Consider the following 17,755-nt stretch of genomic DNA (forward strand, 5'->3'; position numbering starts at 1 on the left):
GTGACAATCGAAGCGCCGGAAACCAAGATCGTCGAAACCGCCCGTGTTGCCTGTGACGGTGGCGAAGGCGCGTTGGGCCATCCGCGCGTCTGGCTGCAAATCCCCGAGGATATTGGTTGGGTCGAATGCCCCTATTGCGACTGCAAATTCGTTTTGAAGGGCGTTGACGCAGGCCGTTGAAAAGCAATCTGTGCGGTCCATTCGGAATCGTTATTTTTGATTACGCCCGGTCCATTTCCGGTTCGTGCAGCTTGGAGGTTTGATGCTGTTTGCACTTAAGCAATTGCAGCTAACTGATCAGGACTTGTTGGCCAAAGGGGGCCACCGCGATGTGTATGCCTGCCCCGATCAGCCAATGCTTCTGGTTAAAGTGACGCGCCCGCGGACACGCAAGAATCGATCCTTTGCCAAACGGGTGGTACGGCGGCTTTTGCCCGATTCCACGTATCGAAACGCTCTCAAGGAAATCGAATCCGAGATGAAGGCGGCGCTGAAAAGCGGCCCTGATATTGCGCAACTGCCATTGGCGCGTTGTTTTGGCATCGTGCAGACAAATGTCGGCCCTGGGGTGGTTGTCGAACGGATACAGACGGAAAACGGGGATTTGGCCCGCCACTTGTCCTGGATGTGTAAACAGGGACTTTTGAACGATGAAAGTCTGCAAGACCTCAACCGGTTCGTGCAGAAGCTATTTAAGCTTCAGGTCGTGGGCCGTGACATCCACGCGGAAAACATTGTCTACGGGCTGCGCGATCACACCCGGATGTTTTTCCTGATCGATGGGTACGGAGAGCGAAACCTTGTTCCGCTACGGTCCCTGAGTCGCCAGTTGAATGACCGCTCACTGAACAAGCAGATGCAGCTTATTGCCGATCAGACGGGGCTGCGCTGGGATGCGGCACGCAGGGTGTTTAGCTTAAACTAGGCGGCCGCATCAGCAGTTTGTTTGTGTTCTGTGCTGGTCACCTGCACGGCCCTGTGGCAGAACCGTTCCCAACAAGAACGGAGCGCGTACATGAGCAATTTCGGAAAAGGATGTCATCTGCATCTGATCGACGGATCAGCCTTTATTTTTCGGGCCTATCACGCGCTGCCGCCTCTGACGCGGAAATCCGACGGGTTGCCGATTGGTGCTGTGTCCGGGTTCTGCAACATGTTGCAGAAATATGTCGAAGGAAATGCCGGGCCGGACGCGCCGACCCATGTGGCGGTGATTTTCGACAAGGGATCGCACACCTTCCGCAATGACTTGTATGACCAATACAAGGCCAATCGCGAGGCGATGCCCGAAGACCTGCGCCCGCAAATGCCGCTAACGCGTGAGGCGACGCAGGCGTTCAACATCGCCTGCAAAGAGCTTGAGGGCTATGAAGCCGATGACATCATCGCAACCCTGGCGGTTCAGGCGCGGGATGCGGGCGGGCGCGTCACCATCGTCAGCTCGGACAAGGACCTGATGCAGCTGGTCGGTGGCGGCGTGGAAATGCTGGACGCGATGAAGAACAAGCGCATCGACCGCGATGGCGTGTTCGAAAAGTTCGGTGTTGGGCCGGAACGAGTGGTGGACGTGCAGGCGCTGGCTGGGGACAGCGTCGATAACGTGCCGGGTGCGCCGGGCATCGGAATCAAGACGGCGGCGCTGCTGATCAACGAATATGGCGATCTGGAAACGCTGTTGGACCGCGCGGAAGAGATCAAACAGCCCAAGCGTCGCCAGACTTTGATTGAAAAACGCGACCAGATCGAGCTGTCGAAAAAACTGGTGCAACTGGACGAACAGACTCCGCTGGAATTCACTCTGGACGATCTTGAGGTGAAAGAGCCTGAGCCAGACACCCTGCTGGGTTTTTTGGCCGAGATGGAATTCCGCACCCTCACCAAACGGATCGCCGACAAGCTGGGGGCCGAAGCCCCGGTGATTGCAGATGCGCCGGCGCCTGTAGTCGAAGAGACCGAAGCTGATGCTATTCCGTTTGATGCATCAAAATACGAATGCGTGCGCGATGCGGGTGCGCTGCAAAAGTGGATAGATCAGGCGTATGAGCGCGGCTGGGTTGCGGTGGATACCGAAACCACTGGATTGAATGAAATGATCGCCGATCTGGTTGGCATTTCTCTGTGCGTTGAGTCGGGTGAGGCCTGTTACATCCCGCTGATCCATCGTCAAAGCGCAACGGATGATCTGTTCGGAACAGATGCGCTGGCCGAGGGTCAGATGCCGCTGGATGAGGCTCTAACACTGTTGAAACCGATATTCGAGGATCCGTCGATCCTGAAAATCGGGCAGAACATGAAATACGACGCCAAGATATTTAAGCGCTACGGCGTCGATGTAGCCCCGATTGATGACACCATGCTGATGTCCTATGCCATGCATGGGGGCGAGCACGGGCATGGCATGGATACCCTGTCAGAGCGGTATCTGAGCCACACGCCGATCCCGATCAAACCGCTGCTGGGCTCGGGTAAGTCAGCGATTACCTTCGACAAGGTGCCGATTGACGAAGCCACCGCCTATGCCGCCGAAGATGCGGATATCACTCTGCGCCTGTGGAAACTGTTCAAGCCGCAGCTGCATCAGGTGCAGGTGACGACGGTTTATGAAACGCTCGAACGTCCGTTGGTGCCGGTTCTGGCCGAGATGGAGATGCACGGCATCAAGGTTGACCGCGATGTGCTGTCGCGCATGTCAAACGCCTTTGCCCAGAAAATGGCCGGATTAGAGGCTGAAATCCACGAACTGGCGGGCGAAAACTTCAACGTCGGCTCGCCCGCGCAGCTGGGCGAGATTCTGTTCGACAAGATGGGTCTGGAAGGTGGCAAGAAGGGCAAGACCGGGAAATATTCGACCGGCGCCGATATTCTTGAGGACCTGGCGACCGAGCATGAATTGCCGCGTCGCGTGCTGGATTGGCGGCAGCTGTCCAAGCTGAAATCGACTTACACGGATGCGCTGCAAACCCATATCAACCCCGATACGGGGCGAGTGCATACATCTTATTCGATAACCGGGGCCAACACCGGGCGTCTGGCCTCGACCGACCCGAACCTGCAGAACATTCCAGTGCGCACCGAGGAAGGCCGCCGCATCCGCGAGGCGTTTATTGCCGAGCCGGGAAATGTGCTGGTCAGCCTCGACTATAGCCAGATCGAACTACGGATTCTGGCGCATATCGCGGATATTTCAGCTCTGAAACAGGCGTTTTCCGATGGGTTGGACATTCACGCCATGACCGCGTCCGAGATGTTCGATGTGCCGCTGGATGAGATGACGCCGGATATCCGCCGTCAGGCCAAGGCGATCAACTTTGGTGTGATCTATGGCATTTCGGGCTTTGGACTGGCGCGCAACCTGCGTATTCCGCGGGCCGAGGCACAGGGGTTCATCGACCGGTATTTTGAACGTTTCCCGGGTATCCGGAAGTACATGGATGACACTGTCGCCTTTGCCAAGGAACATGGCTACGTACAGACGCTGTTCGGCCGCAAAATTCACACGCCTGAAATCAACGCCAAGGGGCCGCATGCGGGGTTCTCGCGCCGGGCGGCGATCAACGCTCCGATTCAAGGCACGGCGGCGGATGTAATCCGGCGCGCGATGGTGCGGATGCCGGGCGCGATCAATGGATTGCCCGCCAAGATGCTGTTGCAAGTACACGACGAATTGCTGTTCGAAGTGGCTGAGGACGCGGTGGATCAGGTCATTGGCGTGGCGCGCGACGTGATGGAGGGTGCCTCGGATCCGGCGGTGAAGCTGGACGTGAAGCTGAGCGTGGATGCCGGGCAAGGGGCCAACTGGGCGGAAGCGCACTAGTTGTTTTGCACGAGGGCGTCGCTGCTCATCAGGCCCGACGGGCCCTCTTCGCAGCGGGTCAGTCCTGCGGCCTCACCATGCGGTTGACCAGCCATTGCACTGCAGGCCCGAACACTAGGATGACCGTGAAGGCGATGGGCCAGCTGAACACCCAGGATGCCATCCAATCGCCGATGGCGGCAGATGAGAACCCGATGGCTTTGAAGGTGGCGATCCCGGTCACCATGCAGGACATCATCCCGGACATGATCAGGCTGAACAAAATGCGGGAAAATCGGGCAGGGATCATGGCAGGTGTCCTGATGGTCGAGATGCCCTGATGTGCGGTATTTCCTGTCAAAACGCCAGAGTTAACCTTGCATCCATGCAAGACTGTCGGGTGTACGAAGAGTCGAGGGCGTGTATTCGGCGCTGACCCAACCGGAATAGCCTGACGCATCCACGGCCTTGAACAAGCCCTGAAAATCCGTTGGGCCGCGCCCCGGTTCGCATCGGTCGGGGGCGGCGCCGATCTGGGCGTGAATGATCCGAGGGTGAAAACGATCCCAGACGGCTTGCGCGTCGTTGTGGATCATATGGGCGTGGAAACTGTCGAATTGCAGACCGACATTCGGACGGTTCACACGGTCCAGCACCTGTATCGCCAAATCGTAGTCGTTCAGAAAGTAACCAGGCTGGGAAACAGGGTTCAGCGGTTCGATCGTGAATTGCTGTTGTGGGGCAAAATCCGCGGCCCATTGCAGGTTAAGCACGAAACATTCCAGCGCGTCAGGACCTGAGGAATATCCGGACATGATGTGGATCAGGTCCGGGCGTAGAACCTCGGCATAACGCAGGACGCGGCGGATATCGGACTGGAAACGCGCTTCACTTCCGGGCACAGCGGCATAGCCGGGCTCACCCCCGGTGTAGTTGGGCGGTGGCGCATTGATCAAAACCAGGTCCAGCCCGTTTGCCAACAGGGCGCGGCGTGTCTCTTTGGCGGCCAGCTCATAGGGAAACAGAATCTCGACCGCTTTGAACCCGGCATCGGCAGCCGCCTGAAAACGTTCCAGATACGGCAGCTCGGCAAAGAGTAGTGAGATGTTGGCGGCGAATTTAGGCATTGACGGTCTCGGGCAGTTTCTGGCCGGACCATAGCCGGGCAGCGATTTGCGGGGAAGGGGACCAAAAACGACAGATTGTCGAAAATCGGCCAGATCGCCCCGATTAAATCAGAGACCTTTGGGGCAACGCGGCGAATCATTTTTGCGCGCCGTGCCAACAGAAGGTTTGAATACAATGGCAATGAGCCCTGAACCCGTGCGCGGGAACGCTCTTTCGATGTCTACAGGTCGGAATTCCGCCTTGTCCGGCAATGGCTTGGCGGTGGCCTCAATGTTGACTTGGGCGGCCGGATTTCCGGCAGCCGAAGTGCTGTTGCAGACTTGGCCGCCCGTGGCGCTATTCGCCGCGCGGCTGGCGCTGGCGGTGGCGGTCATGGTGCCGATCTGGTTGTTAATCGATGGGCCGCGTCGGGTACTGAACGCCCGCTGGATGCGTGCGATGACGGTTGGCGGGATTGGAATTGGGTTTGGCATGTTCCTGTTGATCGTGGCGCAGAAAGTGACCGATCCGGTGACGGTCGCGATCATCGCGTCTTGTGCGCCGCTGATGGCGACCCTGTTGGAACTGGCCGCGGGAACACGACGGTTAAGCTGGAACTTCGCGCTGGGCGTGCTGGTGTCAATTATTGGCGGGCTGATTGCAACCAGCGCGGTGGCTCCGGCGCAGCTAGGTTTGGGTGCTGCTCTTGCGATTCTGGCCACTGCCTTGTTCTGCTGGGCCAGCATGGCAACCGCGCGGGACTTTCCCGAATTAAGCCAAACAGGCCGTGCCACGATCACCTTTGTCGGAGGATTGGTCATGGCCTCGGTCATGCTGTCTGGTGCGGCGCTGTTAGGAATGGAATTCATGCCAGCAACCGCTTTTGACATGCAGCAGGCCGGGATGCTGGTGATCTACGCGCTGATTGCGATGGGGCTGAGTCAAGTATTCTTCATCGCTTCTGTTGGAAGGCTGGGCGTGGCCTTGTCCTCATTCCATATCAACATTGCACCGTTCTACGTGATGGTAATCATGGTGATGCTGGGCGAGGAGTGGAACAGCACCCGAGCGCTGGGTGCTGGCATCGTCGCGGTCGCCGTGGTTCTGGCGCAGGATCGCCGGGTCGCGCGGCGGGCTTAGTCTGGCAGATCCTCGGACAGGATCAGCGGAAAAAACTGCCCGCCCGACCAGACGCCGAACCAGCCGTCCTGGTGTTGGCCAAGCTCGACGAGGCGGTAGAAACTTTTGCGGTCGATGCGCGCCTCAAGATTGGCGCGCACCAATATATAAGGCGACGGCTCCTCTGTTTCCTTATCAATGACAATGCGGATGGGGTGGTCCGGCCCGGCTACCGCCTGATCGTCGACTTGCGTGGTAAAGGTCAAGTTTTGCGTCATATAATCACCTTCGGCGTCGAAATCGACGGCGACAAAAGGCGCGTCTTCAACGATGATTCCCACCTTTTCCACCGGGGTTACCAGAAAATACTTCCCGTCTTCTTTCTTAAGAATTGAAGAAAATAGCTTCACTAGCTCGAACCTGTTGATGGGTGACCCTAAGTAACTCCATGACCCATCTTTTGCGATCCGGATGTCCAGATCGCCGCAAAACGGAGGATTCCACAGGTGAACGGGCGGCAAACCCTTGGATTTGGTTGCTTTGACTGATGCCGCCAGACCATCTGGCGAAGGGGTCACAGGTTTTTGTCCGCTCATTGCTTTTGCCATTTCCTCTCAGCGCGATACACTTCAACCATAATAGTCCACGGAAGGGAAAGTCATGACCGAACCTGCCGACCTCGTGTCCGAGATCGAAGCGCTGGAAAACAAGCTGCAAGAGGCCAAGGCCTCGATCACCCGTCGCTTTATCGGACAGGAACGGGTTGTTGACCTGACCCTGACCGCGCTGTTGTGCGGTGGTCACGCTTTGTTGATCGGTCTGCCGGGGCTGGGCAAAACGCGGCTGGTTGAAACCCTGTCGACTGTTATGGGTCTGCATGGCAACCGTATCCAGTTCACGCCCGACCTGATGCCCGCCGATATTCTGGGGTCCGAGGTTCTGGACACCGCCGATGACGGCACCCGTCATTTCCGGTTCATTTCTGGCCCGATCTTTTGCCAGCTGCTGATGGCAGATGAGATCAACCGCGCCAGCCCGCGGACCCAGTCGGCATTGCTGCAGGCGATGCAGGAACGCACCGTGACAGTGGCGGGTGAGGATCGCTCGCTGGGTGAGCCGTTCCACGTTCTCGCCACACAGAACCCGATTGAACAAGAGGGCACCTATCCGCTGCCCGAGGCACAGTTGGACCGTTTCCTTGTGCAGATCGACGTCGAATACCCGGATCGTGAGACCGAACGCGATATCCTGCTGGCGACCACGGGCGTCGAAGAAGATGTCGCGCATGAGATTTTCACCAAAGATGAATTGCTGGCCGCACAGGTTCTGTTGCGCCGTATGCCGGTGGGGGATTCGGTTGTGGAACTGATCCTTGATCTGGTCCGCGCGTTCCGCCCCGATGAGGCGGGTGTGTCCGAACGTGTCGCCGAAACCGTCGCCTGGGGTCCCGGTCCCCGTGCGGCTCAGGCGCTAATGATGACGGTGCGGGCCCGCGCGATGTTGCACGGGCGCCTGGCACCGAATGCCGAGGACGTATTGGATATGGCCCGCCCGGTGCTCAGCCATCGGATGGCGCTGAACTTCGCGGCGCGGGCGCGCGGCGATAGCCTGGCCGAACTGATCGACTCGACGGCTGCCGGATTGATCCGCACCGAGGCTGCGGCGTGAATGCCGCGCTGACCCTTCGCGAAAGATCCGAGGCCGAGGCGTCACGGCTGCCGCCCCTTTTGGCACGTGCTGAACATCTGGCTGGGACCGTATTGTTGGGCGATCACGGGCGCAGACGCTCGGGCCTTGGCGACGACTTCTGGCAATACCGCCCGGCGCAGATCGGCGACAGTCGTCGGATGATCGACCACAGGCGTTCGGCCCGCGGGGATCAGCAATTTGTGCGCGAACGGGAATGGCAGATCGCGCAATCGGTGATGCTGTGGGTGGATCAGGGGGCCTCGATGCGGTTTGCGTCCGACAAGTCTCTGCCCACAAAATCCGACCGGGCACGCTTGCTGGGGTTAGCAACGGCCATTCTTCTTGTACGCGGAGGTGAGCGTGTGGGCCTGACCGGCACGACCCTGCCGCCCCGGCGTGGCAACGCGCAGATTATCCGGCTGGCTGAGGCGTGGTCCGAGGATGCGCAGGCGGATTATGCCCCGCCCGAACACCGCGCCATGATCCCGCATGCCCGTGCCGTGTTTATTTCCGATTTCCTAGGGCCTTTAGACGAGGTCGAACTGGCCCTGACCAAAGCCGCTGATCGCGGCGTGCGCGGCGTTCTGCTGCAGGTGCTTGATCCGGGAGAAGAGAGTTTTCCCTATCGCGGGAGGACCATATTCGAAAGTGTCGGCGGATCGGTGCGGCATGAAACCCTCAAGGCGGGTGAGTTGCGCGAGCGCTATCTGGACCGCCTTGCCAAACGTAAGGATGCACTGACACAGCTCTGCCGCGCGACCGGATGGCAGCTTGGCTTGCATCACACCGGTGACAGTGCGCAAGCGGCCCTGTTGTGGCTCTATCGTGCGCTGGACGGGGGAACGCGATGACGGTTTTGGCGGGCATCGGGTTCACCGCACCCTGGGTGCTGCTGGGTCTGCTGACCCTGCCGATCCTGTGGCTGATCCTGCGCGCCGTCCCACCCGCACCAATACGCCGGTTGTTCCCGGCGGTAACGCTGCTTTTGGGTCTCAAAGATGATGAAAGCGTCTCGGACCGCACCCCTTGGTGGTTGCTGTTACTGCGGATGCTGGCAGCGGCGGCGATCATTATAGGCTTGGCCGGTCCGGTTCTGAACCCGTCGCGGGACGAGACCGGATCGGGACCATTGTTATTGGTGCTGGATGCCAGCTGGGCAGGAGCAACTCGGTGGTCGTCGACACTGGATCAGATCGATGTACAACTGACCGAAGCCGGACGCGCGGGGCGAACCGTGGCGATCCTGCGTCTGACCGCGCCTGAAGCGCCCGTGTTCCAGGCAGCCGAGGCGTGGCGTGGGCGTCTGCCGGGTCTGACGCCGGTGCCGTGGCAGCCCACCGAGGTGCAGATTGACCAAACGTTGGCTGCCTTGAATCAGTTGGACGGCGGCTTTGATACTCATTGGTTCAGTGACCGTTTGGCCTATGACGGGCATGAAAGGATACTTGAGTCATTGCAGGCCCGCGGTGACGTGACGGTGTATCAACCCCCCGCGCCTGTGCTGGCCATTCTGCCCGCGGCCTATCAAGACGGTGTTATTCAGCTGACTGCCCAGCGCGCAGCACCGGGTCCAGCAGAGCAGATCACCGTTTTGGCGCAGGGCCGCGATCCAGCTGGTGCGATGCGTGTCTTGCAATCTGCCGAACTTGAATTCCCAAGCGGCGAAACGCTGGCCCAGGTGGATTTGGCGCTACCGTCAGAACTGCGCGCTCGGATCACAAGGTTCGAGATTCAGGGCCAGCATTCGGCTGGGTCGGTGACGCTGACCGATGACAGCCTGCGTCGGCGCGAGGTTGCCCTGATCGCCGGAACGCTGAACCGCGAAGGGTTAGAGCTTCTCTCGCCGTTGCATTACCTGACCCAGGTCCTGAGCCCCACGGCGGATTTCATCGACGGCGGGCTGTCCGAGGTCCTGCCCGCCAATCCGGATGTGATCGTGCTGGCCGATGTGGCAAAACTATCCGGCGGGGAACAGGCCGCATTGGTTGAATGGGTGGAACAGGGCGGGCTGCTGCTGCGTTTTGCCGGCCCGCGCATGGCCGCCAGTGATCTGGGCCGCGAAGCCGAGGATACATTGCTACCGGTACGCCTGCGCAGCGGCGGCCGCTCGGTCGGCGGCGCGATGAGCTGGGGTGAGGCCAAGGGGCTGGCACCCTTCCCCGAGAACTCGCCTTTCTACGGCTTGCAGGTCCCTGGGGATGTCACTGTCACGACGCAAGTCATGGCTCAACCAGACCCTAATCTGGCGGATCGGGTGATTGCGTCGCTGTCGGATGGCACGCCGCTGGTGACACGCAAGGCGTTGGGCTTGGGTCAGGTGGTGCTGTTCCATGTGACGGCAGATGCGGAATGGTCCAGCCTGCCGCTTTCGGGCCTATTTGTTGAAATGCTGGACCGGCTAGCCGTTGCTTCGGCGGCGAAATCCCGTCAGGATTCGCAGTTGCAGGGGACCACGTGGGAGCCGTTGCAGGTGATGGACGGCTTTGGCACCCTGTCCGATGCAGGCAATCTTGCTGGCGTGGACGGGGTTGAGTTGATCTCCGGCACAATCGGCCCCGATCTGCAGCCCGGCCTTTATGAAAGCGGCAAGCAGAAACTGGCTTTGAATGTTCTGTCATCGGAATCCGTTCTTACTCCGACGGCCTGGCCTGCGGATGTGCCGATCAAAGGGCAGGAAGTAAATTCCGAGATGCCGGTCGGAGGTATTCTGCTTAGCCTAGCGTTGCTGTTGCTGACGATTGATGTGATCGCCTCATTGGCCTTGTCCGGTCGTCTTGGTCTGACCAAAGCGGCGGCGGTTGCTCTGGGTGCTACGTTGCTGGTGCCCGAGGCGCAGGCGCAAACGCCCGAAGACACCGATTTTGCGCTGAACGCCACGCATGAGCTGGTGTTGGCCCATGTGCTGACTGGAAACGCGCAGGTCGACGATGTGGCAGGCGCAGGATTGCGTGGATTGTCGCAAACACTGTTCTATCGCACATCGGTCGAACCTGCCGAGCCTTTTGGGGTGGATCTTGAACGCGATGAACTGGCATTTTTCCCGCTGCTCTACTGGCCAATCACACCGGATCAACCGCAACCTTCTGATGAGGCCTATGTCAAGCTGAACGCTTATCTTCGCTCGGGCGGAATGATTCTGTTCGACACGCGAGATGCGGATATTGCGCGCTTTGGAGCCTCCAGCCCCAATGGGCGCAAGCTACAACAACTCGCGGCCCCGCTGAATATCCCCGCGTTAGAGCCCGTTCCGGGTGACCACGTGCTGACCCGCGCCTTTTACCTGCTGCAGGATTTTCCGGGTCGCTACGCGGGCACCGAGATCTGGGTCGAGGCCGCCCCGGTGGATGCGGAACAGATTGAGGGCATGCCTTTCCGCAATCTCAACGACAACGTCACCCCTGTGGTAATTGGCGGCAATGATTGGGCTGGGGCCTGGGCAATTGATCGCAACGGGCAGGCTTTGTTGCCGGTGGGGCGTGGCTATGCCGGGGAACGTCAACGCGAGCTGGCCAATCGCTTTGGGGTCAATCTGGTGATGCATGTGCTGACCGGGAATTACAAATCGGATCAGGTGCACGTGCCTGCACTTTTGGACAGGTTGGGACAATGACCGGAACCGTCATCTTTGATCCGCTGATCCCGTGGCCCGTTCTGGCCATTGTCGCCGCGATTGCGGTTGTGGGTGTTCTGCTGGCCCTGTGGCGTGGCCTGTCCGGCTGGGCATTGCGCGGGCTGGCGGCTTTGGTGGTGATCGCGGCGCTGGCCGGGCCTGTCTATCAGGTCGAGGACCGCGCGCCGCTGACCGATATCGTACTGATGATCGAGGATGAAAGCGCCAGTCAGGCCCTATCTGATCGCGCCGATCAAACCGCACAAGCGGCCGAGGAACTGGCTGCCGAGATCGAATCCCGCAATAACACCGAACTGCGCCGGATCAAGGTGGGCGACGGTGATGGCGACGAAGGCACGCAAGTCATGGCCGCATTGAACGCCGCGCTGGCAGAAGAGCCGCGCGCGCGGATAGCGGGTATTCTGATAGTGTCGGACGGGATCGTGCATGACGTCGATCAGGCCCCTGACCTGCCCGCACCGATGCATTTGCTCCAAACCGGTCGCGAAAGTGATTGGGATCGCCGCTTGATTGTCCGCAACGCCCCCGCCTTTGCCATTATTGGCGAGCCGGTCACTCTGACGTTGCGGGTTGAAGACAGCGGTGCCGCGCCTGCCGGGGCAACCACTGCGCCGCTCGAAATTTCGGTGGATGGTGCCGAGCCAGAACAGTACACCATTCCCATCGGCGCCGATGTCGAACTGCCTATCGCCCTTCCGCATGGCGGGCGCAATGTTATCCAGTTCACCGTGCCCCAGGCCGAGGGAGAGCTGACTGACCGCAACAACACCGCGCTGATCCAAATGAACGGGGTGCGCGACCGTCTGCGCGTTCTGCTGGTGTCAGGTGAGCCGCATCCGGGCGGGCGTACATGGCGCAATCTTTTGAAATCTGACAGTTCGGTCGATCTGGTGCATTTCACCATCCTGCGCCCGCCCGAGAAACAGGATGGCGTGCCGGTGGATGAACTTTCCCTGATCGCCTTCCCGACGCGTGAGCTGTTTCTGGAGAAAATCAACGATTTCGACCTGATCATCTTTGACCGCTACAAGCGGCGTGGCATCCTGCCCGCGATCTATCTGGACAATGTTACTAACTATATCAACGAAGGCGGCGCGGTTCTAATTGCGGCGGGGCCGGATTTTGCCAGTGCCGACAGCATTTTCCGTTCTCCTCTGGCGCCGATCCTGCCGGCGCAGCCCACTGCACGGGTTATCGAGGAACGTTTCGTGCCCATGGTGACCGATTTGGGGCACCGCCATCCGGTGACGACGGGTCTGGGTGATTCCGAGGATTGGGGCGCGTGGCTGCGCCAGATCGACGTCAACCACCGCACAGGCGAGTTGTTGATGACCGGCGTGGATGAGCGCCCCCTGCTGGTGCTGGACCGCGTGGGCGAGGGTCGCGTGGCGCTGCTGGCGTCAGACCATGCCTGGTTGTGGAGCCGGGGCTTTGAAGGTGGCGGTCCACAACTGGAACTGCTGCGCCGTCTGGCCCATTGGATGATGAAAGAACCCGAACTGGAAGAAGAGGCCCTGTGGGCCGAAGCCAACGGGCAGATCATGCGCATCATCCGTCAGACGCTAGAGGATGAGGTTGGGGTCGTGACCATCACCCGCCCCGATGGCGAAACGCTCGAAATTACGCTCGACGAGGTATCCCCGGGTCGATTCGAGGCGACGTATTTCGGACCTGAGATTGGCCTCTATCGTCTTCAGGAAGGCGAGCAGACGGCAGTCATTGGTCTTGGCCCCGCAGCGCCGAAAGAATTTGAGCGCACCATAGCCACTGATGAGGTGTTAGGACCCGCGCTGGCTGAGCTGCGCGGCGGTGCCGTTCGGCTGGAAGACGGATTGCCCTCGATCCGCAATGTCCGCGCCGGACGCCCGGCTGCCGGGCGCGGCTGGATCGGCCTGACACCGCGTGATGCTTATGAGACGCGCGACGTCACACAGGCCGGGTTGTTGCCGCCCTGGCTGGTTTTGGTGCTGGCCGGTGGCTTTTTGCTGGCGGGTTGGCTGCGTGAAGGGCGGCGCTGATTATTCAAACACCACGCTGACCGTCGGATCACCAGGCAGGCCCGCATAGGTGACGGATGCCCCGCCCTTGCCTTTTTCAGGTGGCACAAGCGGGCCAAATGATCCGACCGAGATCAGGTCGCCAGCTTGAAACTCGATACCTTTTGACATCAGCCATAGGGCGGCATTCGCCGGGTGCCCCAGAACTGCGGCCCCGGGAGCTTGCGCCAGCACCTCTCCATCCACGGCGCTGAGCGTGACACTCATATCCGCCAGTGCTTGTGTCATCACCTCGGGGTTGGATACGGGAATTTCAGAGCCTAACACACCCAGCTTCGGTGCAACTCCGATGGCGGTCAAAGTGACCGGTGTAATGGGTTCCCCTTCGGCCAAGGTCAGGTCGGGCAGTTCGATGAAGGGGCGGATGGCTGCGATATGGGCAAGGACTTCTGTCGGGGTGGTTGCCTGATTGATGCCTGCGTCTCCCACAACCAGAACCAGATCGGCCTCAAAAACAGGACGGGCGCCCCACGTGACAGGCACCGTTGCCCCGTCCTCCAACATCATATCGCGGAACAGAACGCCCTGAACCGGTTCAGCCGCGCCGAACCGCTGTTGCGCCGGAGTGCTGGTCAGGCCTGCTTTATACCCGATGACTGACCCCAAATGCGGCTCTAACGCAGTAACTATCTTGGCTTGTGTGCACAGCGCGTCATCCATGCTTCCGCCCGCGGACAAGGCGGCTGTTGGTGTGTTGGTCAAATAATCCTGAATAAATTGGTCGACCTGCGCATCCGTGGCACATTCTGCCATCGCATGGGACCCAAGCATGATGACACAGAGTGCAGACAAGTACGTTTTACGCGGCATGGCAGACCTCCGGGTTTTCAAAAACTCTGGCACGAGGGTCCGTGTTCGGGCAACGGCTTAAACACTTTTTCACGCTCTGTCGGGATGCTGGGCGCAAGTTACCCGGGATCAGCAACGATGAGTCTAGCAACCAAACTGGCACAGGAACGGCGCGCGCGGCTGGCGGCTGAACGGCTGTTGGAGATGAAACAGGCCGAGTTGTCTGCCGCCAATCGCAAGCTGGGTCTGCATGCGATGGCTCTGACCAAACGCATCGGCGAAACCCAGGCCGAGGTCGAAACGGTTCGGGATGAAAACGAAAAGGTCAAATCCGACCTGACCGAAGCCAACGCCAAGATCGAAGTGGCCGAGCGCCGCCTGTGGCATTCGATGCAGACCATTCAGGACGGTTTCGCCTTTTTCGATGACCAAAGCCACATGATCGGGGCCAATGCCGCCTATCTCAGCCTTTTTGACGGTTTGGATGAGGTGTCGCCGGGTATTTCCTATGCGCGTATCCTTGAGATTTTAACCGATGAAGGGCTGATCGACATTGGCGCGGAATCTCCGGCCGATTGGCAGGCCAGAATGCTGGTACGCTGGGCGCAGCCGCAGCCGGAATCGGTGGTGATCAAGCTGTGGAATGGCGAATACTTCAAGATGATCGACCAGCGCGGCAATGGCGGCGACGTGGTCAGCCTGGGCCTGAACATAACCAGCTCGGTCCGTCATGAGACCGAGTTGCAGACCGCCCGCGAACGGGCCGAGGCCGCAAACCGGGCCAAATCCGCCTTTCTGGCCAATATGAGCCATGAGATCAGAACTCCGATGAACGGTATTGTTGGAATGACTGAGCTGATGTCGGAAACGCCGTTGGACGAAGAACAGCGGCTGTATCTCAACACCATCCGCAACTCGGGCGAGGCGTTGCTGGTGATCATCAACGATGTGTTGGACTATTCCAAGATTGAGGCGGACAAGCTGATCCTGCACCCCGAACAGTTCGATTTCGAACGTTGCATTCTTGAGGTTGCGATGCTGTTGCAGCCTAGTGTGCGCGACAAGGGCCTGTCCTTGTTGGTCGATTATGACTTGTTCTTACCGACGCTGTTTGTGGGCGATCCCGGTCGTGTGCGGCAGGTGCTGACCAATCTCGTGGGCAATGCGGTCAAATTTACCACCGAAGGCCACGTGTTGATCCGCGTCACCGGGGTGCCGAATGCAGACTCGAACACTTGCGATATTCACGTTGCGATTGAAGATACCGGCATTGGTATCGAAGAGGACAAGATTGGGCATATTTTTGGCGAGTTCAATCAGGTCGAGGACGAGAAAAACCGCGCGTTCGAAGGTACAGGGTTGGGGCTGGCAATCACTAAAAGACTGATCACCCTAATGGGCGGGTCAGTGTGGGTGGAAAGCGAGCCGGGGCAGGGGTCGTGTTTTGGGTTCCGAATCTCGCTGCCCACCGTCGAAGGTCCGCAACCCACACCGCCGGATCTGGCCGGTCGATTACGGCACGTGGTTGTGGTCGAGGACCTGGCGGTGAACCGTGCCATCCTGTCGAAACAACTCGGGCGGCTGGGGTCAAAGGTTACCGTTTGCGCCTCGGGGGGCGAAGCGCTGGCCGCTGTCGATGACAGTGTCGATCTGCTGCTGTGTGATCATGACTTGCCGGATATGGATGGGCTAGAGTTGGCAACCACATTGAAAGACCGGGGCTGGGGGAATTTGCCTGTGGTGGTGATGTCTGCCAATCCCGGTGCCATCCACGCCAATCCGGCCCGTCATCTGATCGAAGGAGTGCTGCAGAAACCCATCCCCCGCGCCGAGCTTTATGCGCGTCTGACCACGCTGGGACGGTTGCCAGTCAAGCCTGAGGTCGGGCCAAGCGAGCTCGAGGCCCCACCTGAGCCGCGTGGCGAACGAAAGATGCGCGTTTTAGCGGCCGAGGATAATCGAACCAATCAATTGATCCTGCAAAAGATGGTCAAGGACCTGAACATTGACCTGCAATTCGCTGCGAACGGGCTCGAGGCGGTGGAGCAGCATCAGGAATTCGACCCGGACCTGATTTTCATGGATATTTCGATGCCCAAGATGGACGGCAAGCAGGCCACGGCGGAAATTCGGCGGCGCGAGATTGACACCAAACGGCACGTGCCCATCGTTGCCCTGACCGCGCATGCCATGGCCGGGGATGATCAGGGCATTCTGTCGGCCGGGTTGGATCACTATCTGACCAAACCGCTGCAAAAGCGGAAAATCCACCAGATGATCCTGGACCATCAGCCCGAAGAGGTGCTGCCTGTCATTGCCGAAGATGCACCGGCTGACTAGGTTAAACCCATGTCAGACCGTGGATATCAGCCTCGTGCATTGGGTGAGATTGCCATTCGCTGTGCCGATATGGGCGCGATGGTGGCGTTTTATGAAAATGTGATTGGGCTGGAACGCCTGACCGGTGATCACAACAGCACCATCACCTTTTTCCGCATCGCCGAAGGGTTCGGCGGGCATACGCAGGTTTTAGCCTTGTTTCACCATACGGCGGCCCCGCGGCCCCGCTTGCATCCGGCCGGTGGTGAAAGACCCACAACCGGGGCCGGATCATCACTGCATCACATTGCGCTGTCGCTGCCCTTTTCCGAACAAGAAGCGGTGATGCGCTGGTATGACAAGATCGACCAACCCTACCGCGTTGAGCAATTCGGTTGGATCGGATGGCGCGGAATTTTCACCGAGGATCCCGAAGGCAACACGGTTGAGCTGGTCGCTTATGACCCGTCGATGCTGGATCAGGCCTGATAGGGGCGTACGAAGACGGGTTTGTCTTCTTCTGACAGGTCCGGGCGGTATTCATAGCCGCCAGTGTCGAAATCCAACAGACCTTTGGGATCGGTCAGACGGTGTTGAACGATGTAGCGCGCCATGGCTCCACGCGCTTTTTTGGCAAAGAAGCTCACGATCTTGGGGGTGCCGGCCTTGTCTTCCATAAACACCGGGGTGACCACCCGGAGTTTCAGCGCCTTCAGATCCACCGCGCCGAAATACTCCTGACTGGCACAATTCACCAGAACGTCTGATCCGACCTCCGCAGCTTGCACGTTCAGCGACTTGCTCAGCTGATCGCGCCAGTATTCATACAGGTTCTTGCCGCGCCGGGTTTTCAGCTTGCTGCCCATTTCCAGTCGATAGGCCTGAATCGCGTCCAGCGGGCGTAACACCCCGTAAAGCCCGGACAGGATACGCAGATGGTCCTGTGCCCAGCTCATTTCGTCCGCATCCAATGAGGTCGCTTCCAAACCCTGATAAGTATCCCCAGCAAAAGCCAGCGCCGCAGGCCGTGTCAGATCAGCATCCGGTGCGTCAGAAAACGCGCGATACCGGTCGCGGTTCAAGCGGGCCAGATCGTCGCTGAGGTCCATCAGTTTTTTTAGATCACCCAGCGTCAGGTTACGGGCGGTTTTCGACAGCCGGATCGCGTCGTCCTGAAAGTCGGGTTGCGTGACCTCAACGTCCCGCTCTGTCCAATCCAGCCGCTTGGCCGGGGAAACCACTACCAGCATA

The 17,755-nt window shown here is 59.4% G+C and carries 15 protein-coding genes; 10 read left to right on the forward strand and 5 right to left on the reverse strand.

Annotated features, from left to right (window positions below):
- The 3 genes from ACR0DT_RS11565 to polA all read left to right on the forward strand — a co-directional run bounded on the left by ACR0DT_RS11565 (position 1) and on the right by polA (position 3,814).
- Positions 1-180: a zinc-finger domain-containing protein gene (locus ACR0DT_RS11565; protein WP_480710879.1), complete on the forward strand. Its 180-nt coding sequence runs from the start codon at positions 1-3 to the stop codon at positions 178-180.
- 82 nt (positions 181-262) lie between these two features.
- Positions 263-925, forward strand: coding sequence for a YrbL family protein (locus tag ACR0DT_RS11570; protein WP_480710880.1), 663 nt, complete (start codon positions 263-265; stop codon positions 923-925).
- A 90-nt stretch (positions 926-1,015) separates the two neighbouring features.
- Positions 1,016-3,814, forward strand: coding sequence for a DNA polymerase I (polA, locus tag ACR0DT_RS11575; protein WP_480710881.1), 2,799 nt, complete (start codon positions 1,016-1,018; stop codon positions 3,812-3,814).
- A gap of 58 nt (positions 3,815-3,872) precedes the next feature.
- Here polA and ACR0DT_RS11580 read toward each other — a convergent pair whose 3' ends face one another.
- On the reverse strand, positions 3,873-4,103 hold the full coding sequence (locus ACR0DT_RS11580) for a DUF2798 domain-containing protein (protein ID WP_480710882.1): 231 nt from the start codon (positions 4,101-4,103) through the stop codon (positions 3,873-3,875).
- 61 nt (positions 4,104-4,164) lie between these two features.
- On the reverse strand, positions 4,165-4,920 hold the full coding sequence (locus tag ACR0DT_RS11585; RefSeq protein WP_480710883.1) for a hydroxypyruvate isomerase family protein: 756 nt from the start codon (positions 4,918-4,920) through the stop codon (positions 4,165-4,167).
- 181 nt (positions 4,921-5,101) lie between these two features.
- Here ACR0DT_RS11585 and ACR0DT_RS11590 point away from each other — a divergent pair, with 181 nt between their 5' ends.
- Positions 5,102-6,040, forward strand: coding sequence for a DMT family transporter (locus ACR0DT_RS11590; protein ID WP_480710884.1), 939 nt, complete (start codon positions 5,102-5,104; stop codon positions 6,038-6,040).
- Here the strand turns inward: ACR0DT_RS11590 and ACR0DT_RS11595 are convergent.
- On the reverse strand, positions 6,037-6,615 hold the full coding sequence (locus ACR0DT_RS11595; RefSeq protein WP_480710885.1) for a DUF1285 domain-containing protein: 579 nt from the start codon (positions 6,613-6,615) through the stop codon (positions 6,037-6,039). The genes ACR0DT_RS11590 and ACR0DT_RS11595 overlap by 4 nt on opposite strands.
- Before the next feature lie 64 nt (positions 6,616-6,679).
- Here ACR0DT_RS11595 and ACR0DT_RS11600 point away from each other — a divergent pair, with 64 nt between their 5' ends.
- From ACR0DT_RS11600 to ACR0DT_RS11615, 4 genes are read left to right on the forward strand one after another with little or no spacing between them, the layout of a single operon-like run.
- Positions 6,680-7,687 (forward strand): AAA family ATPase, encoded by a 1,008-nt coding sequence (locus tag ACR0DT_RS11600; RefSeq protein WP_480710886.1) that lies wholly within the window; start codon positions 6,680-6,682, stop codon positions 7,685-7,687.
- Positions 7,684-8,559, forward strand: a complete 876-nt coding sequence (locus tag ACR0DT_RS11605; RefSeq protein ID WP_480710887.1) for a DUF58 domain-containing protein — start codon at positions 7,684-7,686, stop codon at positions 8,557-8,559. Before ACR0DT_RS11600 ends, ACR0DT_RS11605 begins: the two co-directional genes overlap by 4 nt.
- On the forward strand, positions 8,556-11,318 hold the full coding sequence (locus ACR0DT_RS11610; RefSeq protein ID WP_480710888.1) for a DUF4159 domain-containing protein: 2,763 nt from the start codon (positions 8,556-8,558) through the stop codon (positions 11,316-11,318). The genes ACR0DT_RS11605 and ACR0DT_RS11610 overlap by 4 nt, the downstream gene beginning before the upstream one ends.
- Positions 11,315-13,357, forward strand: a complete 2,043-nt coding sequence (locus ACR0DT_RS11615; protein ID WP_480710889.1) for a hypothetical protein — start codon at positions 11,315-11,317, stop codon at positions 13,355-13,357. The genes ACR0DT_RS11610 and ACR0DT_RS11615 overlap by 4 nt, the downstream gene beginning before the upstream one ends.
- Here the strand turns inward: ACR0DT_RS11615 and ACR0DT_RS11620 are convergent, their stop codons facing one another.
- Complete coding sequence (locus ACR0DT_RS11620; protein ID WP_480710890.1) at positions 13,358-14,206, reverse strand: 2-keto-4-pentenoate hydratase; 849 nt, start codon at positions 14,204-14,206, stop codon at positions 13,358-13,360.
- A gap of 117 nt (positions 14,207-14,323) precedes the next feature.
- On the opposite strand from ACR0DT_RS11620, the gene ACR0DT_RS11625 reads away from it, so the two are divergent.
- A complete protein-coding gene (locus tag ACR0DT_RS11625; protein WP_480710891.1) occupies positions 14,324-16,525 on the forward strand; it encodes a response regulator in 2,202 nt (733 codons plus the stop codon).
- A 9-nt stretch (positions 16,526-16,534) separates the two neighbouring features.
- Positions 16,535-16,993, forward strand: a complete 459-nt coding sequence (locus tag ACR0DT_RS11630) for a VOC family protein (RefSeq protein WP_480710892.1) — start codon at positions 16,535-16,537, stop codon at positions 16,991-16,993.
- Here ACR0DT_RS11630 and yaaA read toward each other — a convergent pair.
- The gene (yaaA, locus tag ACR0DT_RS11635) at positions 16,984-17,754 is read right to left on the reverse strand and encodes a peroxide stress protein YaaA (protein ID WP_480710893.1); all 771 of its coding nucleotides are present in this window, start codon (positions 17,752-17,754) and stop codon (positions 16,984-16,986) included. The two genes, ACR0DT_RS11630 and yaaA, sit on opposite strands and share 10 nt — an antisense overlap.
- Between the last annotated feature and the right edge of the window lies 1 nt (position 17,755).

Source organism: Ruegeria sp. BI11 (assembly GCF_056538005.1).

Coding starts and splice junctions, on each gene's coding strand:
- ACR0DT_RS11625 (WP_480710891.1), top strand. CDS start 14,324: ATGAGTCTAGCAACCAAACTGGCACAGGAACGGCGCGCGCGGCTGGCG.
- ACR0DT_RS11620 (WP_480710890.1), bottom strand. CDS start 14,206: ATGCCGCGTAAAACGTACTTGTCTGCACTCTGTGTCATCATGCTTGGG.
- polA (WP_480710881.1), top strand. CDS start 1,016: ATGAGCAATTTCGGAAAAGGATGTCATCTGCATCTGATCGACGGATCA.
- ACR0DT_RS11615 (WP_480710889.1), top strand. CDS start 11,315: ATGACCGGAACCGTCATCTTTGATCCGCTGATCCCGTGGCCCGTTCTG.
- ACR0DT_RS11600 (WP_480710886.1), top strand. CDS start 6,680: ATGACCGAACCTGCCGACCTCGTGTCCGAGATCGAAGCGCTGGAAAAC.
- ACR0DT_RS11580 (WP_480710882.1), bottom strand. CDS start 4,103: ATGATCCCTGCCCGATTTTCCCGCATTTTGTTCAGCCTGATCATGTCC.
- ACR0DT_RS11570 (WP_480710880.1), top strand. CDS start 263: ATGCTGTTTGCACTTAAGCAATTGCAGCTAACTGATCAGGACTTGTTG.
- ACR0DT_RS11595 (WP_480710885.1), bottom strand. CDS start 6,615: ATGAGCGGACAAAAACCTGTGACCCCTTCGCCAGATGGTCTGGCGGCA.
- ACR0DT_RS11585 (WP_480710883.1), bottom strand. CDS start 4,920: ATGCCTAAATTCGCCGCCAACATCTCACTACTCTTTGCCGAGCTGCCG.
- ACR0DT_RS11610 (WP_480710888.1), top strand. CDS start 8,556: ATGACGGTTTTGGCGGGCATCGGGTTCACCGCACCCTGGGTGCTGCTG.
- yaaA (WP_480710893.1), bottom strand. CDS start 17,754: ATGCTGGTAGTGGTTTCCCCGGCCAAGCGGCTGGATTGGACAGAGCGG.
- ACR0DT_RS11630 (WP_480710892.1), top strand. CDS start 16,535: ATGTCAGACCGTGGATATCAGCCTCGTGCATTGGGTGAGATTGCCATT.
- ACR0DT_RS11590 (WP_480710884.1), top strand. CDS start 5,102: ATGAGCCCTGAACCCGTGCGCGGGAACGCTCTTTCGATGTCTACAGGT.